24 protein-coding genes are annotated in these 22,149 nt (G+C 67.9%); 9 read left to right on the top strand and 15 right to left on the bottom strand.

Translation table 11 applies throughout. The features are described from left to right. Window positions 1–110 precede the first annotated feature (110 nt). Window positions 111–431, top strand: coding sequence for an ion channel (locus tag G5B40_RS14540; RefSeq protein WP_246209533.1), 321 nt, complete (start codon window positions 111–113; stop codon window positions 429–431). Window positions 432–484: 53 nt separating this feature from the next. Here the strand turns inward: G5B40_RS14540 and G5B40_RS14535 are convergent, their stop codons facing one another. Next, entirely contained in the window at window positions 485–946 is a 462-nt protein-coding gene (locus tag G5B40_RS14535; protein WP_082724933.1) for a c-type cytochrome, read from the bottom strand. 81 nt (window positions 947–1,027) lie between these two features. Between G5B40_RS14535 and G5B40_RS14530 the strand changes: the two genes are divergently transcribed. The 8 genes from G5B40_RS14530 to G5B40_RS14500 all read left to right on the top strand — a co-directional run bounded on the left by G5B40_RS14530 (window position 1,028) and on the right by G5B40_RS14500 (window position 8,607). Continuing rightward, the gene (locus G5B40_RS14530) at window positions 1,028–1,426 is read left to right on the top strand and encodes a hypothetical protein (RefSeq protein WP_045681279.1); all 399 of its coding nucleotides are present in this window, start codon (window positions 1,028–1,030) and stop codon (window positions 1,424–1,426) included. Window positions 1,427–1,498: 72 nt separating this feature from the next. Further along, window positions 1,499–3,052 (top strand): multicopper oxidase family protein, encoded by a 1,554-nt coding sequence (locus G5B40_RS14525; RefSeq protein ID WP_062563567.1) that lies wholly within the window; start codon window positions 1,499–1,501, stop codon window positions 3,050–3,052. Between the two features lie 120 nt (window positions 3,053–3,172). After that, window positions 3,173–3,301, top strand: coding sequence for a hypothetical protein (locus tag G5B40_RS21425; RefSeq protein ID WP_264224588.1), 129 nt, complete (start codon window positions 3,173–3,175; stop codon window positions 3,299–3,301). Window positions 3,302–3,317: 16 nt separating this feature from the next. Further along, window positions 3,318–3,704, top strand: coding sequence for a DUF302 domain-containing protein (locus tag G5B40_RS14520; RefSeq protein ID WP_045681285.1), 387 nt, complete (start codon window positions 3,318–3,320; stop codon window positions 3,702–3,704). A 1-nt stretch (window position 3,705) separates the two neighbouring features. Continuing rightward, a complete protein-coding gene (locus tag G5B40_RS14515) occupies window positions 3,706–4,380 on the top strand; it encodes a TVP38/TMEM64 family protein (RefSeq protein ID WP_165099937.1) in 675 nt (224 codons plus the stop codon). Continuing rightward, on the top strand, window positions 4,377–5,687 hold the full coding sequence (locus G5B40_RS14510) for an APC family permease (RefSeq protein ID WP_045681289.1): 1,311 nt from the start codon (window positions 4,377–4,379) through the stop codon (window positions 5,685–5,687). The genes G5B40_RS14515 and G5B40_RS14510 overlap by 4 nt, the downstream gene beginning before the upstream one ends. A 67-nt stretch (window positions 5,688–5,754) precedes the next feature. After that, on the top strand, window positions 5,755–8,088 hold the full coding sequence (locus G5B40_RS14505) for a heavy metal translocating P-type ATPase (RefSeq protein WP_062563565.1): 2,334 nt from the start codon (window positions 5,755–5,757) through the stop codon (window positions 8,086–8,088). Window positions 8,089–8,127: 39 nt separating this feature from the next. Beyond that, the gene (locus G5B40_RS14500) at window positions 8,128–8,607 is read left to right on the top strand and encodes a DUF411 domain-containing protein (protein WP_045685040.1); all 480 of its coding nucleotides are present in this window, start codon (window positions 8,128–8,130) and stop codon (window positions 8,605–8,607) included. A gap of 192 nt (window positions 8,608–8,799) precedes the next feature. On the opposite strand, the gene G5B40_RS14495 is transcribed toward G5B40_RS14500, so the two are convergent. The 14 genes from G5B40_RS14495 to G5B40_RS14430 form a co-directional block, all read right to left on the bottom strand. Beyond that, a complete protein-coding gene (locus G5B40_RS14495; protein ID WP_203561091.1) occupies window positions 8,800–9,054 on the bottom strand; it encodes a hypothetical protein in 255 nt (84 codons plus the stop codon). Then, window positions 9,054–9,728: a YcbK family protein gene (locus tag G5B40_RS14490; protein ID WP_165099934.1), complete on the bottom strand. Its 675-nt coding sequence runs from the start codon at window positions 9,726–9,728 to the stop codon at window positions 9,054–9,056. Before G5B40_RS14490 ends, G5B40_RS14495 begins: the two co-directional genes overlap by 1 nt. 72 nt (window positions 9,729–9,800) lie before the next feature. After that, complete coding sequence (locus G5B40_RS14485; RefSeq protein ID WP_211907337.1) at window positions 9,801–10,055, bottom strand: DUF6127 family protein; 255 nt, start codon at window positions 10,053–10,055, stop codon at window positions 9,801–9,803. 53 nt (window positions 10,056–10,108) lie between these two features. After that, window positions 10,109–11,185, bottom strand: coding sequence for a DUF2793 domain-containing protein (locus G5B40_RS14480; protein ID WP_165099925.1), 1,077 nt, complete (start codon window positions 11,183–11,185; stop codon window positions 10,109–10,111). Between the two features lie 10 nt (window positions 11,186–11,195). Continuing rightward, entirely contained in the window at window positions 11,196–15,164 is a 3,969-nt protein-coding gene (locus tag G5B40_RS14475) for a baseplate multidomain protein megatron (RefSeq protein ID WP_165099922.1), read from the bottom strand. Window positions 15,165–15,173: 9 nt separating this feature from the next. Continuing rightward, window positions 15,174–15,620 (bottom strand): NlpC/P60 family protein, encoded by a 447-nt coding sequence (locus G5B40_RS14470; RefSeq protein WP_165099920.1) that lies wholly within the window; start codon window positions 15,618–15,620, stop codon window positions 15,174–15,176. After that, window positions 15,617–16,501 carry a DUF2163 domain-containing protein gene (locus G5B40_RS14465; protein ID WP_165099917.1) on the bottom strand — a complete coding sequence of 295 codons (885 nt, stop codon included), beginning with the start codon at window positions 16,499–16,501 and terminating at the stop codon, window positions 15,617–15,619. Before G5B40_RS14465 ends, G5B40_RS14470 begins: the two co-directional genes overlap by 4 nt. Further along, a complete protein-coding gene (locus G5B40_RS14460) occupies window positions 16,498–17,124 on the bottom strand; it encodes a DUF2460 domain-containing protein (protein WP_165099915.1) in 627 nt (208 codons plus the stop codon). The genes G5B40_RS14465 and G5B40_RS14460 overlap by 4 nt, the downstream gene beginning before the upstream one ends. 61 nt (window positions 17,125–17,185) lie before the next feature. Continuing rightward, window positions 17,186–19,603, bottom strand: a complete 2,418-nt coding sequence (locus G5B40_RS14455; protein WP_165099912.1) for a phage tail tape measure C-terminal domain-containing protein — start codon at window positions 19,601–19,603, stop codon at window positions 17,186–17,188. Beyond that, on the bottom strand, window positions 19,596–19,739 hold the full coding sequence (locus G5B40_RS21265) for a DUF7697 family protein (RefSeq protein WP_165093516.1): 144 nt from the start codon (window positions 19,737–19,739) through the stop codon (window positions 19,596–19,598). The genes G5B40_RS14455 and G5B40_RS21265 overlap by 8 nt, the downstream gene beginning before the upstream one ends. Window positions 19,740–19,822: 83 nt before the next feature. Continuing rightward, entirely contained in the window at window positions 19,823–20,260 is a 438-nt protein-coding gene (locus G5B40_RS14445; RefSeq protein ID WP_165099910.1) for a hypothetical protein, read from the bottom strand. Continuing rightward, window positions 20,260–21,201: a phage tail tube protein gene (locus G5B40_RS14440; RefSeq protein ID WP_165099908.1), complete on the bottom strand. Its 942-nt coding sequence runs from the start codon at window positions 21,199–21,201 to the stop codon at window positions 20,260–20,262. The genes G5B40_RS14445 and G5B40_RS14440 overlap by 1 nt, the downstream gene beginning before the upstream one ends. Window positions 21,202–21,225: 24 nt before the next feature. Beyond that, entirely contained in the window at window positions 21,226–21,645 is a 420-nt protein-coding gene (locus G5B40_RS14435; protein ID WP_165099905.1) for an acyl-CoA transferase, read from the bottom strand. 108 nt (window positions 21,646–21,753) lie between these two features. Then, window positions 21,754–22,122 carry an ArsR/SmtB family transcription factor gene (locus G5B40_RS14430; RefSeq protein ID WP_093359426.1) on the bottom strand — a complete coding sequence of 123 codons (369 nt, stop codon included), beginning with the start codon at window positions 22,120–22,122 and terminating at the stop codon, window positions 21,754–21,756. Between the last annotated feature and the right edge of the window lie 27 nt (window positions 22,123–22,149).

Below are 22,149 nucleotides of genomic sequence, written 5' to 3'. Positions count from 1 at the left end.
CCTCGGGGTACTGTTCCGCCGCGAGTGCTCAACATGCTGCAACTGGAATCGGGCTTCTGCTCGGTTTCGCGCTGGTGGCCGCCATCTGGTCGCGCACCACTACGGGGCTATTGGCCGTCCGGGGCGTGAAGCCGAACTCGAAAGAGAGACCGCAGGCGGCGATCATGGTGGCGTTCGTCGGGCTGCTCGCGCTCCACACGATTGAAATCCTGGCTTTCGCCGCAGTCTACAGGGCGCTGCAGGGCTGGGGCGTGGGAGGCTTCGACGGCAGCTACGACCCATGCTGGAGCGGCCTGATCTACTTCTCCGGCGTCAACTTCGCCACGCTCGGGTACACGCAGATCGAGGCAACCGGGCCGATACGGATGGTCAACATGATGCAGTCGCTCGGCGGCTTCATGGTGCTGACCTGGTCGGCGACGTTCCTCTAACTCGGTCTGCGAACTGGCCTGGCGCGAGTAGCAGCCGACGACCATGGGGAATGTCAGTTTGCCTCCGACACCCTCTCTTGGTATCGGCGCTCGCGCTCTGGCCATGTGCTCTTGATGTAGTCGAGAACGGCGCGGATGTCCGCGTCGCTCAGCACGTCTGCGAAGCCGGGCATGTCGCTCTCGTATCCGCCGCCGACCACGGCGGCGGTGCCTTCCCTAACGATGCGGAACAGGACATCGTCAGGATGGTGCCAGGTGTGGCCGCTGGCGTCGTGGGGTGGCGCCGGCAACCGGCCGGACGGAAGCGGCGAGCGCCAGCCCGGCTGGCCCTCCAGTTCCGCGCCGTGGCAGGCGGCGCACTGATCCGCATAGATCTGGCGTCCTTGCGCGATGATGTCCGCCGACGCCACGGCGGTGGATGCGGTACCGGCATAACGCCAGCCAGCAAAGACCGCGAGGATCACACCTCCGACGACCAGACCGATCACGACAGTATTTCGGAGAGCTTTTTTCAAGACGTCTATCGCCGATCACTGCGGAATAACATTCGCGTTTGGTCGAGACCACGTTGTGCCAGCGGCGAGGCGCCTGCGACAATGGACATTCTCGTGAGCAATGCCTATCTTTGCAGCATGCTCGAACGTGTCGTCACCATGCTTGCCATACTCGCGATCACCGTGGTGACGACGGTGACCTCCGCGCATGCGACACGCATGAGCATGAATTCCGGTGTGGATCACGCGATGCATGTCGCCGACATGATGCACTCTCCGGTCATTTCGGGCTTCGACTGTGACGCTGGAGAGCACTGTGGATCGGCCGATGCCGAGATGTGCGAGTTCGTATGCGCAGGCCTCTCTGCCTTCCTGACGTCGGCAGGCGAGGAAGCCGGGCACGCCTACGGCGCCGCCAGTCATGACGTCCCGTCCGCGGCAATCCACGTCAGCCGTGCGCCGGGACTGAACGAACGACCTCCCAAGCTCCGTCTCCTCTGAGCGCGCCCGGGCAGACGCCCGAGGCGCCCCATCGGTATTGATGAACGGGACGGAAGTCCCGAGGAGACGACCATGAACATGCTTTCTCGACGCGGCTTTCTTGCCGCAAGTGCGGCCGCCATTGGCGCTGCACACTTGCCCCGCATCGCCTTCGCGCAAGGGGTGGCGCCGATCAGCCTCTCCGCTGCGACGCGCACGCTCGACATCGACGGTCGCGCTGCCACGGTCTTCGGGCTTGCCGGCCCCGGCGGTCAGGGACTGATCCTCGACCCCGGCCAGAGGTTCCGGGTCGATCTGACCAACGACCTGGACGTCGGTACCATCATCCACTGGCACGGACAGATCCCGCCCAACGCGCAGGACGGTGTGCCGGACATGCCGATGCCCCTCCTCGCACCGGGTGAAACCCGATCCTACGACTTCGAGGCACGGCCCGGCACGCACTGGATGCACAGCCATGTGCCCACCCAGGAGATGCAGCTGCTCGCCGCGCCGCTGATCGTGCGCTCGGCCGAGGACGTTGCTGCCGACCGGCAAGACGTCGTGATGTTCCTTCATGACTTCTCCTTCAAGGCCCCCGAGGAGGTTCTGGCCGAGATCGGCGCAGGTCATGGCGGCGGGCACGGCGCGGGCCATGGTGCCGGTGCATTGCCCGATCAGGGCGCTCCCATGGGAGGCATGGGGGCGATGCAGGGCATGGATCACGGGGCCATGGGCCATGGCGCCACGGGCGGCATGCCGATGGGCAACATGCCCCGAATGGGCGGGATGATGGGTATGGGCGGCCAGATGGGCGGCATGGCCATGGACCTGAACGACTATGACTGGGACGCCTATCTCGCCAATGACCGGACCCTGTCGGACCCGGAGGTGGTCCAGGTCGAGCGCGGTGGCCGTATCCGGCTTCGGGTCATCAACGCCGCTGCGGCGACGGTATTCTGGATCGAGACCGGCGGTGCCGAGGCGCGGCTGGTCGCGGTAGATGGGCACGCGGTCGAACCTCTCGCCGGCACGCGGTTCGGTCTGGCAATGGGCCAGCGTCTGGACATCGAGATCGACCTGCCGCACGAAGGCGGCGCCTGGCCGATCCTCGCCCTGCGCGAAGGCGCGCGCGAGCGCACCGGCCTGATCCTCGCCACGCAGGGTGCCGAAGTGCGGCGTCTCGATGCAATGGCGGATGCCGAAGCGCCCGCGTTCGACACCGATCTGGCGCAGGAGGCGCGCCTCATCGCGCTGGACGCTCTGCCGGATCGACCCGTGGACCGCAGCCAGATGCTGATGCTGGGCGGTTCGATGCAGCCGTACGTCTGGACGATAAACGGGGCAGTCTGGGGCCAGCACCAGCCGATCACCGCACGCAGCGGTGAGCGGGTCGTGCTGTCGTTCCACAACATGTCGATGATGGCGCACCCGATGCATCTGCACGGCCATGTGTTCCAGGTCGTCGGGCTGAACGGGCGTCGGGTCGCCGGTGCACTACGCGACACGGTTCACGTGCCACCGATGTCGATGGTCGATGTCGCCCTCGATGTCGGTGAGGCCGCCCGATGGATGCTGCATTGCCACCACATGCCGCACCTTACGACGGGGATGATGACCGAATTCGCGGTCACGGCGTCCGTCTGATCCCAGCGGGTCGTCCGGACATGGCGCCCCGCCCGGCACCGATCCTGGTCTGTCCTGCCCCATGTTGTCGTGAGGGCCGGCCAAAAGACGCACCCTGCGGGTAAAAATCAGGAGGATGAGATGATGAACTGGAACGACATGGGCCCCGGAATGGGTTTCGGAATGGGGTTTGGCTGGCTCTTCGGCCTGCTGATCCTCGTGCTGCTGGTTTTGGCCATAGCAGCGCTGATCAAGTATCTTCGGAAATAGAAAAAAGGAGTTGGCAATGACCTACACGATCAATCGAATGTTCCCCGACGCCGGTATCGACGACGTCGACGCTCGCGCGCGGAAGGCCCTCACCGACCACGGCTTCGGCATCCTGACCGAGATCGACGTCAAGGCGACGATGAAGAAGAAGCTAGATGTCGAGATGCCCGCCTACCGCATCCTCGGCGCCTGCAACCCCAAGATGGCGCATCAGGCCATCGGGATCGAACCGCGCGTCGGTGCGATGCTGCCATGCAACGTCATCCTGCGCGAGGTCGACGGTGGCGTGGAAGTCAGCGCCATCGATCCTGTGGCGTCGATGCAGGCGATTGAGAACGCCGAACTGACGGCCGTGGCGGGCGAGGTGCGCGACCTCCTGGCGAAGGCCGTCGCGGCGGTCTGAGATGAGCCTGCGCGTCACCATTCTCGCGGGCCTTGCGATCCTCGGCATCGGACTGCTCGCTGTCTGGCAGTTCGCGCCTTCGGTGTTCGCCGAGGCGCGCAGCCTCCTGGAGCCCGAGCGTCTGGAAACGCTGGTGGCGCGTGCGGGTCTCTGGGGGCCGGTCCTGATCGTCACGCTTATGACCATCGCGGTCGTGGCCAGCCCAATCCCGAGTGCACCCATCGCACTGGCGGCCGGAGCGGCCTACGGACATCTCTGGGGGACCGTGCAGGTCGTCATCGGCGCCGAGCTCGGGGCGCTGATCGCCTTCGGTCTCGCACGGGTTCTGGGGCATGACGTCCTGCGGCGGGTGTTCGGGGACCGCGTCGATGCCGGGCTGCTCGGCTCGCAGAACGCGTTGACGGCGACGGTTCTTGCCAGCCGCCTGATGCCCTTCGTGTCCTTCGACATGATCAGCTACGCGGCCGGACTGAGCCGATTGCACGCCTGGCGTTTCGCCTTGGCAACACTGGCGGGGATCATTCCGGCAAGCTTCCTGCTGGCCCATTTCGGCGGCGAGGCGGTGAGCGGAGATCTGGGCCGGGCGACATGGGCAGTACTTGGCCTCGGCCTCTTGACGGGCCTGCCACTGCTTTGGGTAGCCATGCGGCAAAAGCCTGAAAAGGGAAATCTATGACCGGAAGCGAGTACCAGAAGAACAGCATCACCCTTTCCGGTGCGGTAGCCATGGGCACCGGCGTGATGATCGGCGCGGGCATCTTCGCGCTGACCGGCCAGATCGCCGAACTCGCCGGGCCTCTCTTCCCGCTCTCGTTCGTGGTCGGCGCCATCGTGACCGCCTTCAGCGCCTACACCTATATCAAGATGTCGAACGCATACCCGTCTGCGGGCGGCATCGGGATGATCCTGAAGAAAGCCTACGGACCGACGACGGTCGCGGCGGGCGCAGCTCTCCTGATGGCGCTGTCGATGGTCATCAACGAAAGCCTCGTCGCTCGCACCTTCGGAACCTACACCCTGCGAGCCTTCGGCGGCGATCCGGACAGCATTCTCGTGCCGGTCCTCGGCGTGGGGCTGATCGTCTTCGCCTATCTCGTGAACGTCTCTGGCAACCGGTCGGTCGGGCTGCTGTCCATTATCATGGCCATTCTCAAGGTGGGCGGCATTGCGCTGTTCGGGGCGGCCGGTCTGTGGGCCAGCGGCATTTCGTTCGAAGCGTCGGGCGGAGATTTTCGTGCGGGTGGGTTCGTGGCGTCGGTCGCGCTGTCCATTCTCGCCTTCAAGGGGTTCACGACCATCACCAACAGCGGCGCCGAGGTGACCAATCCGCATCGGAACGTGGGCCGGGCCATAGTCCTGTCCATCGCCATCTGCGTCGTCGTCTACCTGCTGGTCGCATTCGCGGTCGGCTCCAGCCTGCCGCTCGATCGCATCGTGGCGGCGAAGGACTACGCGCTGGCTGAAGCGGCCCAACCAGCCCTCGGGCAAACCGGCTTCTACCTGACGGTGGCGCTTGCGCTGGTGGCAACTGCCTCGGGCCTGATCGCCAGCGTGTTTGCCGTCTCGCGGATGCTGGCGATGCTGACGGACATGAAGATGATCCCGCACAGCCATTTCGGGATGCCAGGCACGATCAAGGACCACACACTCGTCTACACCGTCGTGATCGCAGGCTTCCTGACGGTCTTCTTCGACCTCAGCCGCATCGCCTCGCTCGGGGCCTTCTTCTATCTGGTGATGGACATGATCATCCATTTCGGCGTGTTCCGGCATCTGCGCGAAGAAATCGGCGCTCGGGGCTGGGTGTTGCTGACGGCAATCGCACTTGATGCCGTGGTGCTGGCCGCCTTCGCCGCGATGAAATGGCAGTCCGACCCCTTGATCGTCGTCCTGGGTGCGATCGGCATGGCGCTGGTGTTCCTGTTCGTCGGAATCTTCCTCGCACGGAATCCCGCCCTGGAAGGCGCTCACGACCACCATTGAAAAGAGCTTGAGCTTCCAACGGCTGGAAGCGGCAAGCTGAAACAAGAGATCGAAAGGCTGGCAGACTATGGAGCACGATCACCATCACGCGGCGCCCGACATTCCGGCGGGGGCGAATACCGCAAAGGACCCGGTCTGCGGGATGACGGTCGCGGTCAAGCCGGACGGGCGTCACGCCGAGTTCCAGGGAGAGACCTTTCATTTCTGTTCGGAGAAATGCCAGTCGAAGTTCAAGGCGGATCCGTGGTTCTACGCCTCGGGCCGGGCCGCCGGACAGAAGAAGGCTGCTCCGGCCAACGTCCAGTACACCTGTCCGATGCATCCCGAGATCGTCCGCGATGCGCCGGGGTCCTGCCCGATCTGCGGCATGGCGCTGGAACCGATGGTGCCGTCGGATGAGCCCAGCGAGGAGCTGACCGACTTCACGCGTCGGATGTGGATTTCGGCGGCGGCGGCGGTGCCGCTCATCATCCTGACGATGGGTGAACTGGTCGCGCTGCCAGTGCGCGACTGGATCGGGCATCAGACCGCAAGTTATCTCGAGTTCGTGCTGGCAACGCCGATCATCCTCTGGGCCGCCTTGCCTTTCTTCCGGCGCGGCTGGGACTCCATTGTGAACCGCAGCCCAAACATGTGGACGCTGATCAGCATCGGCGTGGCGGCGGCCTACCTTTACTCGCTCGTCGCGACGTTCCTGCCGGGGGTGTTTCCGGAACAGTACCGGATGGGCCACGGCGTCGGCACCTATTTCGAGGCGGCGGTGGTGATCGTCGCGTTGGTCTTCGTGGGCCAGGTGCTGGAACTCCGAGCGCGAGAACGCACCGGGGATGCGATCCGCGCGCTTCTGGATCTGGCGCCGAAGACCGCGCGGCGCATCCTGCCGGACGGCACTGAATACGATGCGCCGCTGGAGAACATCATGGAGGGCGACCGGCTGCGGGTCCGTCCCGGCGACGCCATTCCGGTCGACGGCACGGTGATCGAGGGCCGCTCGTCGCTGGACGAAAGCATGCTGACCGGCGAGTCAATGCCGGTGGAAAAGGGGCCGGGGGATGAGGTGACGGGCGCCACGATCAACAAGAACGGCTCTCTGGTCATGGAGGCAGGCAAGGTCGGGTCCGATACCGTGCTGGCGCAGATCGTGGCGATGGTGTCGAACGCGCGGCGGTCCCGCGCGCCGATCCAGGGGCTGGCCGACCGGGTGTCGGCGATATTCGTGCCGACGGTGGTGGTCATCGCCATCGTCGCCTTCGTGGTCTGGCTGATCTTCGGCCCGGAGCCCGCGCTGGTCTTCGCAATCGCCTCGGCCGTGTCGGTCCTCATCATCGCCTGCCCCTGCGCGCTGGGGCTGGCGACACCGATCTCCATCACCACGGCGGCGGGGCGCGGCGCACAGGCGGGCGTGCTGATCAAGGACGCCGAGGCGCTGGAGCGAATGGCAGGAGTCGATACGCTCATCGTCGACAAGACCGGCACGCTGACCATGGGCAAGCCGAAGCTGACCGATACGGTTGCGCTCGGGGACGTCACCGAGACCGACCTGTTGTCGCTGGCCGCAGCGCTGGAGCGTGGCTCGGAACACCCGCTGGCTGAGGCGATTGTCGAGGGAGCCGAGGCGCAGGGTGCGCCGCGTCAGGAGGCCACGGACTTCGACGCCGTCACTGGCAAGGGCGTACAGGGCCGGGTCGGTGGGCGCGCGGTGGCGCTAGGCAACGCGGCGATGATGCGGGAGATGGGGCTCGACACCGCGCAGGCCGAGTCAAAGGCCGACACCCTGCGCGCCGAGGGCAAGACGGCGATGTTCGTCGCGCTTGACGGCGCGCTCGTCGGCATCGTGGCGGTCGCCGACCCGATCAAGGAGAGTACCGCGCAGGCCATTCGGGAACTTCATGCCCAAGGGCTAAGGGTGATCATGGCGACGGGCGACAACGAACGCACGGCGCAGGCGGTGGCGGGCAAGCTCGGCATCGACGAGGTGCGCGCAGGCATCCTGCCCGAGGCCAAGAAGGACCTGATCGACCAGTTGCGCCGCGACGGCCACAAGATCGCCATGGCGGGCGACGGGGTGAACGACGCCCCCGCGCTCGCCGCCGCCGATGTCGGCATCGCCATGGGCACCGGGGCCGATGTTGCGATGGAAAGCGCAGGCATCACCCTGCTGGGCGGCGACCTGATGGGCATCGTGCGGGCGCGCAAGCTCGCCCGCGCCACCCTGCGGAACATCAAGCAGAACCTGTTCTTCGCCTTCGCCTACAACGCGCTTGGCGTCCCCATCGCCGCCGGGCTGCTTTACCCTGTCACCGGACTTCTGCTCTCGCCGATGATCGCGGCGGCGGCGATGAGCCTGTCGTCGGTCTCGGTGATCACCAACGCCCTGCGGCTCAGGCGGGTCGACCTCTGATCTGCCAGCCCACACATCCAACCTCGAAAGGAACATCAGATGACCCAAGACATGTTTTCCCGCCGCAAGCTCCTGATCGGCACAGCTGCGCTGGCGGCTGCGTCGCCCTTGAGGGCTCTGGCGCAAGGCGCCGGTCCGGCGATCCACGTGATGAAGGACCCCAACTGCGGCTGCTGCTCGGCCTGGATCGAGATCCTCGAGAACGACGGCTTCGCCGTCACGACCGAGGCGAGCGCCGGGACGCTTCTGATGCGCTACAAGCTGGACAACGGCATCCCGCAGGAGATGGTCTCCTGCCATACGGGTCGTGTGGATGGTTACATTATCGAGGGTCACGTCCCTGTTGCCGACATTCGCCGTCTCCTGCTGGAACGCCCCGACGCGGTCGGCCTCGCAGTGCCAGGCATGCCCTACGGCTCGCCCGGGATGGGACCGGAAAGCCAGCGCGAGGCCTACGACGTGTTTCTGATCCGGCGCGACGGATCGAACGAGGTCTTTACCAGCTACGCTGCTGCCTGACCTTGAGGCTCCAATTCGGCTCTTGATCAGGGGCGAGAACACATACGGACCTGATCCCGGATCACGGCGTAGTCGCTCAGCATCTCGGCGATGGCCGACCCGTGCGGCAGCCGCGCGAGCTCCTCGGCTGCGCGCGCCTGGAACTCGCGGCTGTACTCTACCACGGGCGGGCAGACGGTCGCGATGCCGGGCTCAGAACCGACCGTTGCGCAGCCGCTCAGCAAGCTCGTCGCGAGACCTAGGACGACGAGCCGTCGCCTCGAGCATCTGGCGTTGGACATCATTGGCTTTCTCCGTGGTCTGAAGGCGTTCAGCGAGGCGTCCCGCTCGCTCGCCGGACCGCCGAAGCGAAAGCAGGAACAGGAGCAGGGCGAGGATGATGGCGCCGTAGCGCAAAGCGGCCCGCATCCATGGGCTGGCGGCGAACCCGATCAGGAGCGGGGCCATCACCGCTGCCCTCGGCGCCAGTCATCGAGACGCGCGTAGATCGTGACCGCGATGCCGCCAAGCGCCACGGCGATGAATACCCAACGCAACGTGTCGAGATACGGCACAAGCGGCAAGATCGCGGTCTGGGTCTCGGCCAGCACCTGCTGCGCCACCTCGACGCCCGCCGCGCCCAGCGTCGCCACACCGGCTGCCCCACCGCCTTTCATGGTGCGGCTGTCAGCCAGCACCTCGCGCGCGGGCGGCGTCTCGGCTGCAAATGCCGTCGCCCGGACCGGGAAGCGCTCGCCCCACTGACGCGCCGGGCCGAGGTCGACGTGGATGAAGCCCGAGCGCGGATAGAAGCCGAAGCCGAGGAACCCGACCTCGCGGGCCGCCGCCTCGAAGGCCACCGGGTCGTGGTTCGCCATGGCGATGTCGAAGGCGGCGCCGTCGAGGTGCTTGGAGCGGGTCGCGCCGCCGACGGCCCGGTTGTGCTCGGGGCTGCGATAGGCGGAGCGGACGATGAGCGGCTTGCCCAGCCGGTCGCGCAGCGCCTGCAGCTTGTCGAGCGCGGGCTCGTTGATCAGCAGCTTGCCAGTGCCCCGGCAGGCGATCTCGGCCGGGCTGAAGTTCGGCCAGCGCCAGGTGCTCTCGGGCACGTCGCGCCAGTGGCGGTGGAAAGTCGTGGTCATGGGGTCCTCCAAAACGAAAAACCCGCCTCAAGGGCGGGTGCGGTTGGACTGATGAAAGGGGATGGGGCGCGGCTACGGACCGGCGCCGAAGATCTTCAGCTTGATGGCGATGCCCGCGAGCAGCGCCAGCATGACGCCGGTGGTGATCATGCGGACGGCAGTCTGCATCGCGGTGCGCCGCACCAGCCGGATGCAGTCCACCAGGGAGCGCAGATCGCGGATGTCGAGCGCGGCCTCGTCGCCGTCGAGCCCGACATCGGCGAGCGCGCGCTTGGCGCCTTCCTCGGCCGCCCGGGTCAAGATCGCCTCGAACTCGGCGTCGGGCATGCGCACGAAGCCATCGGACCGGGGTGGTGTCATCGGGATCCTCCTTCCGTCGCTCAGCCGATCTTGCAGCCCCAGAAGGACGTGTGATCGGCAGCGAAGTAGCCGTCCGCGACCCGAAAATACCCCTGCAGCTCGACGGTATCGCCGGCAGTCAGCAGGACCATGGTCTGGAGCCAGATCGCGGTGGCGAGCGAGACATGGGTGGCTGAGATTTCGCCGAGGGAGCCGCGGATTTCGGTCGTACCGTTCAGCACCAGCCGCCCGCGCATCCGGGCCGTGGCGCTGGCGTTGATCTTGTAGAGCAGCGTCGCGCCGAAGAGGTAGGTGCCGTCGACCGGGGCCACGAAATGGTTGTTCGCGGCGTCGAAGGCACCCTGATCATTGTAGTCGGTGTTGTTCAGGCCGATCTTCGTCCAGGTTCCAACGCCGACATAGTTGTCGTAGTTGGTGTAAGCCTTGAACCGCGGAAGCCGGGGCTGGTCGACGATGCCGGTGGCGTTGTCGACGCTCAGCCCGTCGAAGAAGGTGCTGCCGTCGGCGGAGACCGCGAGGCGGAAGCGGTCGGAGCCGAAGAGCCCCACCAGCGCCTTGGTCACGAAACCGGTTTGCAGCGTCAGCCCGAGATCGTCGCCCGCCGCCTCCTTGCTCATGGTGTAGAAGAGATCGCCGGTCCCGCCCTCGGCCACGGTCTTCGCGGTCCAGAGCGCGGCGTTCAGCTTGGCCGAGAATGGGTTCGACGCATCCGCCGTCGTGCCGAGCCCCAGGAGCGCGAGGTTCTGCAGCGTGGCCGGAGTGGTCCCGACCCAGCCGGACCCGTCGTAGACCAGTAACACTCCCTCGTCCTCGACCCATGCCCGCCACCCGGCCCGTGGCGGCAGGCGCAGCCAGGCGCCGTCGGTCCAGAGCGCGACGTTCAGGTCCCACCCCGCCCAGTCGCCCGTCGCGCCCGAGCCGACGATGTAGCGGTCGCCATCGGCGGGGCTTCCGGGCGGCGCTGTCAGATCGCGGTCGATCACAGAAAGCTGGACGAGCCCGTCGAGCAGCCGCAGCGCCTCGTTGTGGGTGACATGCTTCTGGGCCTGCGCCGCCAGGATGTAGGGCAGCAGGAGATGGGTCGTGGCGTCGGACATGGGATGGCCTTCAGAGTATCAGCGTGACGGTCTTGGGCGCGCCCCGCCCCACGAGGGCGGAGAGCTGGAAGATGCGGACGGTGAGGTTGTCGCCGGGGCCGAGCGGCGCGCCCCAATCGGCGCTCTGCTGGGCGGCGGTGTAGACCGCGCTGGTGGTGGCGGTGCTCAGCACCCGCTTCACGGTGGCGCCGTCGAGAATCTCGACATCGTAGGCTTCGAGCTCCTCGGCCAGCGGCACCTCCAGCCCGCCCCAACTGTCGGCGGCGAGCGCGCGGGATCGTCGCGTCCAGCGGATCGTCAGGTCGCCGGGCGCACGCGGCTTGCGCCACGGCTGCTCGACATGGACGACGGAGAACGGCCGCAGCCCGACGCCCTCGGACGTGAAGACCTGCGCGACATAGGTCGCGTCGCTGACCGGGCGGCTGGCCGGGCCGATGCGCCAGTTCCACGGGATGCCGAGGTCGGCCTCGGCGATCGGCATTGACGCCAGCGCGGTGTCCAGCACCACGACCCGCGCGCCAGCGGGCACCGGATTGCCCATGGCATCCTCGGTGCCGCGCTGGCCACGCAGGAGCCGGGTCAGACGATACCGGCCCGGCGCCAGAAGCTCGGCCGCGCCCGCCTGCACGATCTCCCAAACGCCGGGCGCGCTCTCGATCGCCAGCGCGTTCGCCCCCCCGAACAGAGTGAGGTCGGTGACGCTTTCCAGCGTTCCGGTGAGCAGATCGACCACCAGCGCATTGCCAAGGTCGAAGCGCGAGCTTGGGCCCGGATAGAAGTCGGTGACCAGAGCCCCGATCCGGGCGCGGCTGCCGAACGTGGTCAGCAGCTCGAAGCCATTCGTGGAGGGGCTGCGGAACACCGCCATCTCGCCCGGCCAGGGAACCGCGTGCGCCGCAATCAGCGGCCGATGCGCCGGCTGGTCCTCGGTGAGCTGCGGCAGGTCCATCAGCACCGCGTCCGGCGCGCCGAACACGACCGCCCGCGTCAGCGACGCCGCGCGGGGATCGCCGGGCGGCAGGTCGTAGGTCGCGCGGTCCTGGCGAACGGCCTCGACCCCGCGCGCGTCGGCATCCGCGATGGAGACGAGCCGCAGATCGACCAACCGCCCGTCATGCTCCAGCCGGATCGCATCGGCCGGGTCAAGCGCGAGGCGCGAGGGCGGCAGACGAAACGCCGCGGTCTCGCGCCCCACCCACGCCTCCATCAGGGCGCGGCGGCAGCGGCGTTCGGCCTCCTCGGGCGGCACGGCCATCGGGAAGGACTCGGACGCGATGCGCGTCGTGTCCACCGTGATGCGCCGGGCCTCGACGAGGGCCGCGTCGTAATCCTCATCGGCCCGCGCGATCTGCCACTTCAGCGCCTGCGGCAGTTCGGTTTCCTGGCCGCGCGTGAGCTCCAGCACGTCGCCCTCGCGAGGGGCCATAAGGTCGTCGGGTCCGAGGGTGGAGACGGAGGCCCGGCCGCGCATGAAGAAGCGGATCACGCCCTCGGTCTCCACGGCGTCGAAGCCGAAGTGGCGCGAGAGCGTGGTGATCGAGGCGCGCGGACTCTCCAGCGCCGTGATGGCGTAGCCCTCGACCGCGCCCCAGAGGCCGGTGACGTCGATGCGACCCTCGGGCAACCCGGCGCGCAGGCAGAGGTGCCGGACCAGCGCCGCCAGCGACACCGCCCCGAGGCGCCCGGTCAGCCAGTGGCCGAGCCGCCAGTTCGCCCCGTCCGTCCAGACATCGGTCAGCGCCGGGAAGAAGGGATAGGGCCGCGCGTCCCAGGTCCAGGCAGCGCATTCGGGCACATGCACCATGCGGCCGCCGTAGACCGACGACAGCGGGTTGTTCGCGGTCTCGCCCCACCAGAGGTACGTCGCCTCAAGATAGGCGCGCTGGATGGCGTCGTCCCGCCAGCCCCGCGAGAAATGCGGCGTGAAGCTCTCCGACGACTTCGGGTCGAAGAAGACGTTGGGCTGGTTGGTGCCCCGGTCGATGGCGGGACAGCCCAACTCGGTGAACCAGATCGGCTTCGACTGCGGCGCCCATGCCGTCGGCGTCCCGCTCTCCACCCCGCCCGGGCGGTCGTAATGCGGGTTCGACCACCAAGCGCGCACATCCTTGTAGCGGAAGACCCACGGCTTGTCGGCGGCGCCGTCGGTGATTGCGGTCCGGATCTGTGCCGAACGATCGGCCGCGCTGGCGTAGAACCAGTCGAAGCCTTCGCCGCCCGCGATGTTCGCCTGCAGATAGGCCCGGTCGTAGATCGCGGGCCAGCCCTCGGCCGCGTCGAGATGCTCGAACCCGTCGCGCCAGTCGGAGAGCGGCATGTAGTTGTCGATGCCGATGAAATCGATCTCCGGATCGGCCCAGAGCGGATCGAGGTGGAAGAACACGTCGCCCGAGCCGTCGCCCGGCTGATGCCCGAAATACTCCGACCAGTCGGCGGCATAGCCGATCTTCGTCCCGGACCCGAGGATGGACCGCACATCGACGAGCAGATCCCGATAGGCCTGCACGGCGGGATAGGTGCTGGCGCCCGAGCGGATCGTGGTCAGCCCCGGCATCTCGGTGCCGATCAGGAAGGCGTCCACCCCGCCCGCTGCCGCGCAGAGATGGGCGTAGTGCAGCACCATGCGGCGCAGTCCCCAGTCGCCGGAGGGTCCGATCCAACTCACGCTCTCGCCCGAGACGCTGAAGCTCGCGGGCGTCGCCGCGCCGAACAGCGCCGCGACCTGACTTGCGGCCGTCGCCGTCTTGTCCACGGTTCCGGCGAAACCTGCGGCAGGCGAACAGGTGATCCGGCCGCGCCAGGGGAACGCCGGCTGGCCCGTCCCGGCGGCGTTGTCGGAATAGGGGTTCGGCAGCGTGTTGCCGGGCGGCACGTCCATTAGGATGAACGGATAGAAGGTGACACGCAGCCCACGCGCCTTCATCTCCCTGATCGCCTGCACCACCGCGAAATCGGCGGGCGTGCCACCATAGACCGGGCGATCCTGATCGTCGCGGCTGACGAGGAACGCGCTGGCGCGGCTGACGCCATTCACGGACCATGTCGACGGCGTAGTCGATTTGGCGCTGACCTCGACACCGGGCCGCACTTTACAATTGCCTGCCCGCAGATCGTCTCCGAACCAGGCAACCACCAGCGACACGCTCTCGACCTTCGGAGCCATGGCCTGCAGCCGGTCCAGTGCCACTACCATGTCAGCGGTGTCGGTCAGCGCGTTGAGGTTTTCGGGCTCGGACGACCCGCCGCTGCCCTTCCGGATGCCCTGCGTGGCATAGGCGAACTCGCCGGATGCCGGGATCATGGTGACCGCCTGCGTGAGACCCTCCGCCGTGTCCGGATAGGCGAACGGGCGGAACACCTCGAAACTCAGCTGCGGGATGCGGTTGCCGTAGTCCCCGAGCGGCAGGTCCTCGAAAACGACATAGGCGGTGCCGCGATAGGCTGGCGTGTTCGCCGCGCCCATCTTCGCGGACATAAACGGATCGGCCGTCTGGCTCTCATCGCCCGGATACCAGCGCCATGTGATCCCGGCGGTGTCCAGCAGTTTGCCGTCGGCCCAGACCCGGCCAATGCCCGTGATCGGCCCCTCGCAGAGCGCGACCGCAAAGGAGGCATAGTAGAAGTATTCGGTCGTCTTGACCTTGCCGCCACCCCCGCCGCCCTTGCCCCCGCCCTGCGTCGTAGTCTTGGTCTCCTCGCGAAAATCCGTCGCCCAGACGATATTGCCGCCGATCCGCATGCGGCCATAGAGGCGCGGGATAACCGCCCCCTCGGTGGCCGAGGTGATGCGCAGATTGTCCAGCCGCGCGCCTTCGATCCGCTGGGTTGGCGCCAGTGACGAGATAATCCAGCTGTCCACGACCGAGCCAATGGTGGAGCCGATAAAGCCACCGATGGTGGCGGCGCTGACGCCGAGGATCGCACCGCCGATACTGCCGCCAATGGCGGCGCCAGCGGCACCGAGAACGAGGGTGGCCATGTGGGGGTCTCAGCGTTGCGGGAACAGGAAGGCGAAAGCGATGCGCCGCCGCCAGGATGGGGTGAGCGGTTCCTCGATCACGCCGAGCCGCTCATAGGCGTGGAGGAAGGCGCCGGGCCCGATCAGGATCCCGACATGCTTGGCGATGGCGCGGGGCTTTATGCGGAACAGCACCAGCGCGCCGGGGCCTGCCTCGGCGGGCGACACCTCGATCATCATGGCGCGCGCGCCCTCGGCCAGCACCTCGCGAGGTCCGGTCTCGCCCCAGTCACGGCTGTAGGGCGGGATCGGGAACGGCTCGGGGCCGACGACTTCGCGCCAGACACCCCGCACCAGCCCGAGGCAGTCGCAGCCGACACCGCGCAGGCTCGCCTGGTCGTGGTAAGGCGTGCCGAGCCAGGAGCGCGCGACGGCGATGACGCGCGCGGGGTCGGCCGATGTGAGGGGTTGCGTCACAGCACGGACCCCTCGTGCCCACCATCCTTGGTGGCGTAGCGCAGGACCGCGTCCTGGCCGGGGATGTGCGGGAAACCGCGGAAACTGGCGGTGTTTGCGAACTTGGCCCCACAGGTCTCCATGCGCTTGTCGCAGCCCGCACGGATGGTGAAGCTGTCGTTCTCGGCGATCGCGCGCACCGGCGCTTCGAGCAGAGTCAGGATCGCAACGCCGTCGGTCACGTCATGGCCCAGCACCTCGGTGCGCCGCCCCGCATTCGCGCCGCTCGTCCAGTTCAGCGTGCCGAAGGTGAACCAGCCGGCGGCGAAGCCGCCGAGGCCTGATGCGGTGAAAGCCCGGTCGCGCAGCAGATCGATGACGGTACCCGCGCCCTTGAAGTCGGAGGCCTCCAGATCGACGCCGCAACGCCCATCGCCGAGCGCGGCATCGCAGGTCGCCTGAAACGTCCGCCCGACCGTCTGGCCCAGCACATGCGCCAGCGAGCGGACTTCGGCGACGAAGGCCAGCCGCCCGCGCCGGATCTGACCGATGGCCCCGCGGCGCATCAGCACGCGCTGGCCGGTGTCGGCCCAGTTCACCCGCCAGACCTCGACCTCGGCGTTGTCCCAGCGCCCATCGAGGATGTCGGTCTCGGTGATCCGGTCCGAGGTCAGCACGCCTTCGGCGTCCTGCGCATCGACCGACAGGTCCGAGCCGGAACGGACCTCGGATGCCGTGAACCCGCTCTCGGGCTCGAAGTCGGTCCCGTCGAAGCTGAGCGTCCGGTCGTGGTCGGTGAATCCGAAACTCGTGCCATCGGCGCGGGCGATCCGCCAGCACCAGGCAAGCGTCGTCGTGCCCTCGTCGAGATGGGCCTGCAGGTCGGGGTCGAGGGTCTTCATCGGCGCAGTTCCAGAAGCGGAATGGAGGTGATCGAGCCGAGCCGCTCGAGGTCGAGCGTGACGTCGAGCACGTCGGTATCGAAGCGGACGGGCACGTCGAACTCGAAGCCCGCAGTAATGGAGACGCCGGAGGCTGGCGCGGCGCCAAAGCTGACGACGCCGGTGGCGGTGTCGACCGACCAGCCGGAGGGCTGTTCGACCCCGCCGAGCGCGATGCGCACGCTGCCCGTCACCGGCTTGGCGATGGCGCGCGACCAGGATTGCGCGCCGGAGGCGTAGCGCTTCACCAGCTGGAAGGCGGTCGTCGTGCCGTCGCCGGTGCCGATGGCCTGATCGGTTGGCGCTGGCGTGCCCGAAGGCAGGCAGGACTTGTGGTCGCCCCAGTCCTTGAAGCGAAACCCATGCAGCCGACCGTTGCGCGCCTCGAAGAAGGCGACGACTGCCGCCAGATCGTCGGCGCGCCGGATGCCGTAGGCCACATCATAGCGGCGGCGCGAGTTGGCCCAGCTGGCGTTGCGCTCCTCGTCGCCCGAGGCGAGCTCGACGATCTGGGTGCGCCGCTCGGGCCCGCCCCGCGCGCCGCGGCTGATGTTGTCAGGAAACCGGACCTCGTGAAACGCCATCAAGTCTCTCCATGGTTCGTGCTCTGGCTCCCGCAACCGGTTCCCACTTGCGGGGTCGCACTCACATGCCCCTCCGCCCGAGCGAGACCGCACGGGCAATGTCCGCCGCGACCTGTGTGCGGGACTGCCGGAAGCTCTGGGCGTCACGCGCCATGATGGTGACGTTGACGCCGCCGCCCGCGCCGTAGCTCTGGGCCTCCCGCCGCGACAGCACCCGCTCGCCGCGCTGCAGGATCGCAGGCACCTCGTCGTGACGAAGCCCCGCCATGCCACCGCCATGCATGCGGGGCGCGGCGGCGAAGGCCATGGCCGGGACCATCCGCGACGGCCCGGCCGATCCGACCATGCCGCCCGCATGCAGGACATTGGCGAAGATGCCGCCCGCCCCGGAGAACACGCCGGAGAGCGCGTTGGCGATCGGCCCGAGGATGAACCGCCGCGCCGCCAACTGGGCGAGATCGGCCAGCAGAGAGGTGACGAGGTCTCGGAAATTCAGCTTGCCGGTCTTCACGAACTCGCCGACCGCGTTCTCCGCCGACTGGAAGGCACTCACGAGGCTCTGGCCGATGTCGCCACCGATGTCGCGGGCCTTGCTGGCGTAGTCGGACAGCGCTGCCGTGACCGCCTGCCACCCGGTGACGGCGGCCTTGGTCGCGGGCTCCGCTGCAGCGGCGGCGGCTCCGGCCGCCGCGCCTGCACCTGTTGCGGCGCGTCCGGCATCGCCGAGCGCCGTCTCCAGCCGCTCCGCCGCGCCGGTGGCCTCGGTCAGCGCGTCCGCGCTCGCCTCGTCAGTTCCACGCACCGCGTCGCGAAGCGCCTGCCAGCTTTCGAGGGGCGCGCGGGCCCCTTCAGCCAGATCGCGGGCCGCGCCCCGGTAGACATTCGCGGATTCGAGCGCCCGGTTCGCCGCCTCGGTCAAGCCGAGGTCAGGCGCGGTCAGCGGGTTGTCCTCGAAGGCCCGGTCGAAGGCTGCCTGCGCCGCTGTCGTGGCAGCACTGGCCGCGCCCTCGAAGCGGTTCTCGATATCGCCAAGGTCGAGGTCCGGCACCAGCGAGATGCGCCGCTCGGAACCGAGCGCTTCCAGCCCCTGATTGATCCCGCCGATGAAGCCGTTGATGCGCGAGACCACGCCGTTCAGCATCGCCTCGACGCCGTCGACCAGGCTGTTGGCCGCCTGGAACGCCAGATCACCGATGGCCGCCGGCAGCAGGCCCCAAATCGCCTTGATCGCCTCGTAGGCGCCTTCGAAGGTGTTCGCGGCCGTGTTGCCGAAAGCCACTACGCTCTCGATGGCGCTCTGCATGCCCGACGCGGCGTCTGCCTTCAGGTCGAAGAACATCGCCGTGGCGGCCGCGCCCGCCGCTGCGGCGCCCATCCTGATGCGTTCCCAGACCTCGACGGCGACATCCTTCAGGAGTGACATCGCTTCGCCGAACCCACCCGCACCTGAGACGAGGCGGGTGAACTGGTAGACGAGCTCGCCCGCGCCGACGATCAGCGCCCCGATGCCGGTGCGGATCAGCGCCCCGCGCAGGACGACCAGCGCCGTGGCGAGGCCACGAACTGACAGAGCCGCAGCGGCCATGCCAGCGACCCAACGTCCCGCGAGGAACGCCGCGAAGGTGGCAGCGTAGGTCGTCAGACGGCCGATGTTGTCGAAGATGCCGCGGATCGCGATGCCCAGCGGGCCGGTGCGGCTGGCGACCGCCGCCATGGCGTTGGCGACAGCTTCCAGCGCGGGGGCTGCGGCGACGGCTAGCTGGTTGGAGAGCCCGCGCCAGATCAGTCCGAGCCGGGAAATCGCATCATTGGTTCGCTCGATTTGGTCGGCATCCTGCTCGGAGACGACCACACCGAAGGCGAGCACGTCCTCCGTCGCCTGGCGCAGCGTCGCGGTGTCGATCCGGCTCATGGCGATCGAGCCTTCCTCGCCGAAGAGCTGCCCAGCAACGGCGGCGCGCTCGGCGGCGGGCACGAAACTCTCGATGGCGGCGTTGATCGCGCCGACGCGCTGGTCCAGCGGCAGGGAAATTAGCTCGTTGGCGGAAAGCCCCAGCCGGTCGAGCGCGTCGGCCGCGGGACCGGTCCCGGCGGCCGCCTGGCTGAGACGGCGCGTCAGATCCTTCGTCGCCTGCTCGATGCCGGACATCGACACGCCCGCGAGCTCGCCTGCGCGCTCCAGCGTCTGGATCGAGGCGACCGTGGTCCCGAGCGACTGCGCCAGCTTGGCCTGCGCATCGACCGTCTGGAGCCCGGACCGGACCATGGCAACGCCGGCCGCGGCGGCGGCGGCCACTGCGGCGGCCGCCGCGACCCGGACCCGCCGCGAGAAAGCCGCAAGGCGCGCGTTCGCAGCCTCCATCTCCCGGCTCAGCCGTCCGAAACCGCGCGATCCGGCTTCGCCCACGCCTTCCAGTTCGGCGCGCACCTGCCGTCCGCCTACGGCCGCGAGGCGGACGCTGACCCTCTTCTCAGCCATGGGAGTGATCCATCTGTTCGTTGAGTTTGGCGACCATCACCGCTTCGATGACGGGCAGCAGTTCCGCCATGGCGAGCGGCGGCACGCCGAGGGCGTCACCGAGCGCCAGCGCCGCCGACATGTCCCAGCCGATCACCGCGCCGGGCAGGACACGCAGCTGTCCGCCGAGCCGGCCGACGAGGTCCCAGACCTGCCAACCCTCCTGAGTTTCCGGACGGTTCAGCCGCGCCGGGCAGTCCGGGCAGGTTTGCGCGCAGGCTTCGCAGTATCGCTCGCCCCCGCCGAAGGACCATTCGGCGAGAGCGCGGAGACGTTTTTTTCCTGTTCCAGCAGCAGGCCCTTCGAGACGTAGGTCAGCTGGAAGGCCTCGAAGATCGGCCAGACGTCGAGCAGCGCGTCGATGGCCTCGGGGCTCGGGTCGATGGCGTTGCCGTCGGCGTTGCCGATGCCGTCCCAGGCGAGCACGGCCCGTCGCGCCAGCGATTTCGCGAAGGCAACGGCACGCTCTTCGTCGGAGGCCTCATCGGGCACGGCCTCGACGGCGGGATCGCTACGGGTCGCCACCATCAGTGCGGTGGTCAGAGGGCGCAGCTGCACCCGGACGCCAGAGGCGAGGTCATGCCAGCGGGGCGCGTTCGTCAGGTCGAGCGTCAGCATCAATACGTCTCCACATCGTTCACGAGGGTTGCGGTGCACATCCGGCCGACGATGCTGTCGCGCGCGGCCTGCCAGTCGAAGGTGGCCTGCACGCCCTGCGGGCCCGCAATCTCGATCCGCGGGCGTGGCAGGTAGACGGCGTGCACGGTGAAGGTGAAGCTCTCGCCGGACGGCAGGACGTAGGCGAACTCCATCTCGCAGGCCTCGGCGTTGATGGCCTGCGTCACCAGCGTCTGGTCGGCGAAGCGCACCTCGATCCGGCCCGTCAGAGCGGCGATGGACGGATCCGCCCCGTCGATGCGCCCGTCCGAGCGAATTGTCTCGATCCGGTCGAGATTGTTGGCATAGGTGATCTCGGCCGAAACCACGTTGCCGAGGGCGGTGCCATTGCGGGTGATCGCCCCGTTGAAATGGCCGAAGCGCTTCAGCTCCAGCGCAGCGGGCGTTCCAGCGCTGGTGGTCGTGCCGACCGTCTCGCCCTGCGCCACCAGCCGTGCGGTGGCGGTCAGCAGACCCGAGCGCTGCATCTGCCAGGTGATCTGGTCGAGCACGCAGCCGGAATACATCGCGTAGCGCGGGATCTCCGGCATGCCGGTCTCGATCGACATGCTGGGCAGTGTCCAGGACCCCGACTGGAACTCGTGGGTGTACGGGGCTTCCACACCCGTTGTCGTGGGCGCGCCGAACGCCGCCTTCAGCCAGAAGCCGAAGGCCTCTGCGTCGAGCGGCACCACGACATCGCCGTCAGCCGTCACCGCGTCCTTGATCGGCGCCAGCGGATCGCGGCCATAGCCCAGCAACTCCGAGTTCAGCAGCGGCTGCTCGGCGCCGAGCGACGTGCTGGCGAAGGGCATGCGGGTGAAGCCGCTGGCGGGCGGCGTTCCATAGGTCGTCTCGAACGCAAGCGCCATCAGCGCCCGCGCCCCCTGGGCTCGTGCCATTGTGTTCTCCTCGGGTTGTCGGGGTCAGGCCAGCGGATCGGCCGTGGAATAGTGCAGCACCACCGGAATCACGGCGGCCTTCAGGCTCGCCGCACCCTCGACCGGCAGATCGACCGGGCGCGGGGCTTCGGCCTCAACCCAGTCGCAGAGCCCGCCCAGCGTGCGGTCGGCGGCGAGCGCCGTGCCGATGCTGGCGATCAGCGTGTCAAAGGCGGCGTCACGATCGGCGCCCTGAACGACAGCCTCGATCTCGGCCCGGTGCTGGTAGTGGTAAGCCAGCGGCGACAGCGTGACCTCGGGTTCCCCCGGCTCACCATCACGGAGGATCAGGAGCCCCTCGGCCGGAATGCGCTCGGGCAGCACCTCCCCGCGCAGGGCGGTGGCAGACAGCGCCGAGAGCCGCGCGTGCAGCGCGGTGAGGATGGTTTCACGAGGGCTGGGCATGGAGATGGACCACGATTGGCGACTGCGGAAAGAATACGCCTCAAGCCCAGTCGGACCAATGCAGCAGCATTCACGGACGGCGCCAATGTGCTAAGGTCGTGACGCGGGTCAGCGGTGGAACTCATCCTCGTCAGGCTCATAATTGCGACAAGCTTCGACGCCTGTAGCCACCGCGTCGAGCAGAGCCTCCACATCGTGCAGAAGATCCGCAATCCGGGGGCTGCTAATCCGATAGCGCACGAAACGACCATCGCGCATGCTGGTTACGAGGCCACACTCCGACAGACATCGAAGGTGGTTCGAGACGTTGGGTTGTGTCAGGGCCGTGCGCCCGACGATCTCGTGAACGACCAGCGGCCCGGCGCACAGAGCATCCAGGATCGCCAACCGGCTCTGGTCCGCGAGGCCGCGAAAGAACTTCGCCCGCCGCTCGGTGGCCGTCGCGACGGCATTGCGGTCCGCGGCGATTTGTTCCATATCATTCTCCGCTGATGTGTTTCGCAC

This window comes from Pikeienuella piscinae (assembly GCF_011044155.1).
GTDB classification, from domain to species: Bacteria; Pseudomonadota; Alphaproteobacteria; order Rhodobacterales; family Rhodobacteraceae; genus Pikeienuella; species Pikeienuella piscinae.
The sequence above is the reverse complement of the archived record's forward strand: the minus strand, read 5'-3'. Positions and strand labels throughout refer to the sequence as shown.

Excerpts from the sequence above, each read along its gene's own strand:
- G5B40_RS14530 (WP_045681279.1), top strand. The coding sequence starts at position 1,028 with ATGGACATTCTCGTGAGCAATGCCTATCTTTGCAGCATGCTCGAACGT.
- G5B40_RS14525 (WP_062563567.1), top strand. The coding sequence starts at position 1,499 with ATGAACATGCTTTCTCGACGCGGCTTTCTTGCCGCAAGTGCGGCCGCC.
- G5B40_RS21425 (WP_264224588.1), top strand. The coding sequence starts at position 3,173 with ATGATGAACTGGAACGACATGGGCCCCGGAATGGGTTTCGGAATGGGG.
- G5B40_RS14520 (WP_045681285.1), top strand. The coding sequence starts at position 3,318 with ATGACCTACACGATCAATCGAATGTTCCCCGACGCCGGTATCGACGAC.
- G5B40_RS14515 (WP_165099937.1), top strand. The coding sequence starts at position 3,706 with ATGAGCCTGCGCGTCACCATTCTCGCGGGCCTTGCGATCCTCGGCATC.
- G5B40_RS14510 (WP_045681289.1), top strand. The coding sequence starts at position 4,377 with ATGACCGGAAGCGAGTACCAGAAGAACAGCATCACCCTTTCCGGTGCG.
- G5B40_RS14505 (WP_062563565.1), top strand. The coding sequence starts at position 5,755 with ATGGAGCACGATCACCATCACGCGGCGCCCGACATTCCGGCGGGGGCG.
- G5B40_RS14500 (WP_045685040.1), top strand. The coding sequence starts at position 8,128 with ATGACCCAAGACATGTTTTCCCGCCGCAAGCTCCTGATCGGCACAGCT.
- G5B40_RS14495 (WP_203561091.1), bottom strand. The coding sequence starts at position 9,054 with ATGGCCCCGCTCCTGATCGGGTTCGCCGCCAGCCCATGGATGCGGGCC.
- G5B40_RS14490 (WP_165099934.1), bottom strand. The coding sequence starts at position 9,728 with ATGACCACGACTTTCCACCGCCACTGGCGCGACGTGCCCGAGAGCACC.
- G5B40_RS14485 (WP_211907337.1), bottom strand. The coding sequence starts at position 10,055 with ATGCCCGACGCCGAGTTCGAGGCGATCTTGACCCGGGCGGCCGAGGAA.
- G5B40_RS14480 (WP_165099925.1), bottom strand. The coding sequence starts at position 11,185 with ATGTCCGACGCCACGACCCATCTCCTGCTGCCCTACATCCTGGCGGCG.
- G5B40_RS14475 (WP_165099922.1), bottom strand. The coding sequence starts at position 15,164 with ATGGCCACCCTCGTTCTCGGTGCCGCTGGCGCCGCCATTGGCGGCAGT.
- G5B40_RS14465 (WP_165099917.1), bottom strand. The coding sequence starts at position 16,501 with ATGAAGACCCTCGACCCCGACCTGCAGGCCCATCTCGACGAGGGCACG.
- G5B40_RS14460 (WP_165099915.1), bottom strand. The coding sequence starts at position 17,124 with ATGGCGTTTCACGAGGTCCGGTTTCCTGACAACATCAGCCGCGGCGCG.
- G5B40_RS14455 (WP_165099912.1), bottom strand. The coding sequence starts at position 19,603 with ATGGCTGAGAAGAGGGTCAGCGTCCGCCTCGCGGCCGTAGGCGGACGG.
- G5B40_RS14445 (WP_165099910.1), bottom strand. The coding sequence starts at position 20,260 with ATGCTGACGCTCGACCTGACGAACGCGCCCCGCTGGCATGACCTCGCC.
- G5B40_RS14440 (WP_165099908.1), bottom strand. The coding sequence starts at position 21,201 with ATGGCACGAGCCCAGGGGGCGCGGGCGCTGATGGCGCTTGCGTTCGAG.
- G5B40_RS14435 (WP_165099905.1), bottom strand. The coding sequence starts at position 21,645 with ATGCCCAGCCCTCGTGAAACCATCCTCACCGCGCTGCACGCGCGGCTC.
- G5B40_RS14430 (WP_093359426.1), bottom strand. The coding sequence starts at position 22,122 with ATGGAACAAATCGCCGCGGACCGCAATGCCGTCGCGACGGCCACCGAG.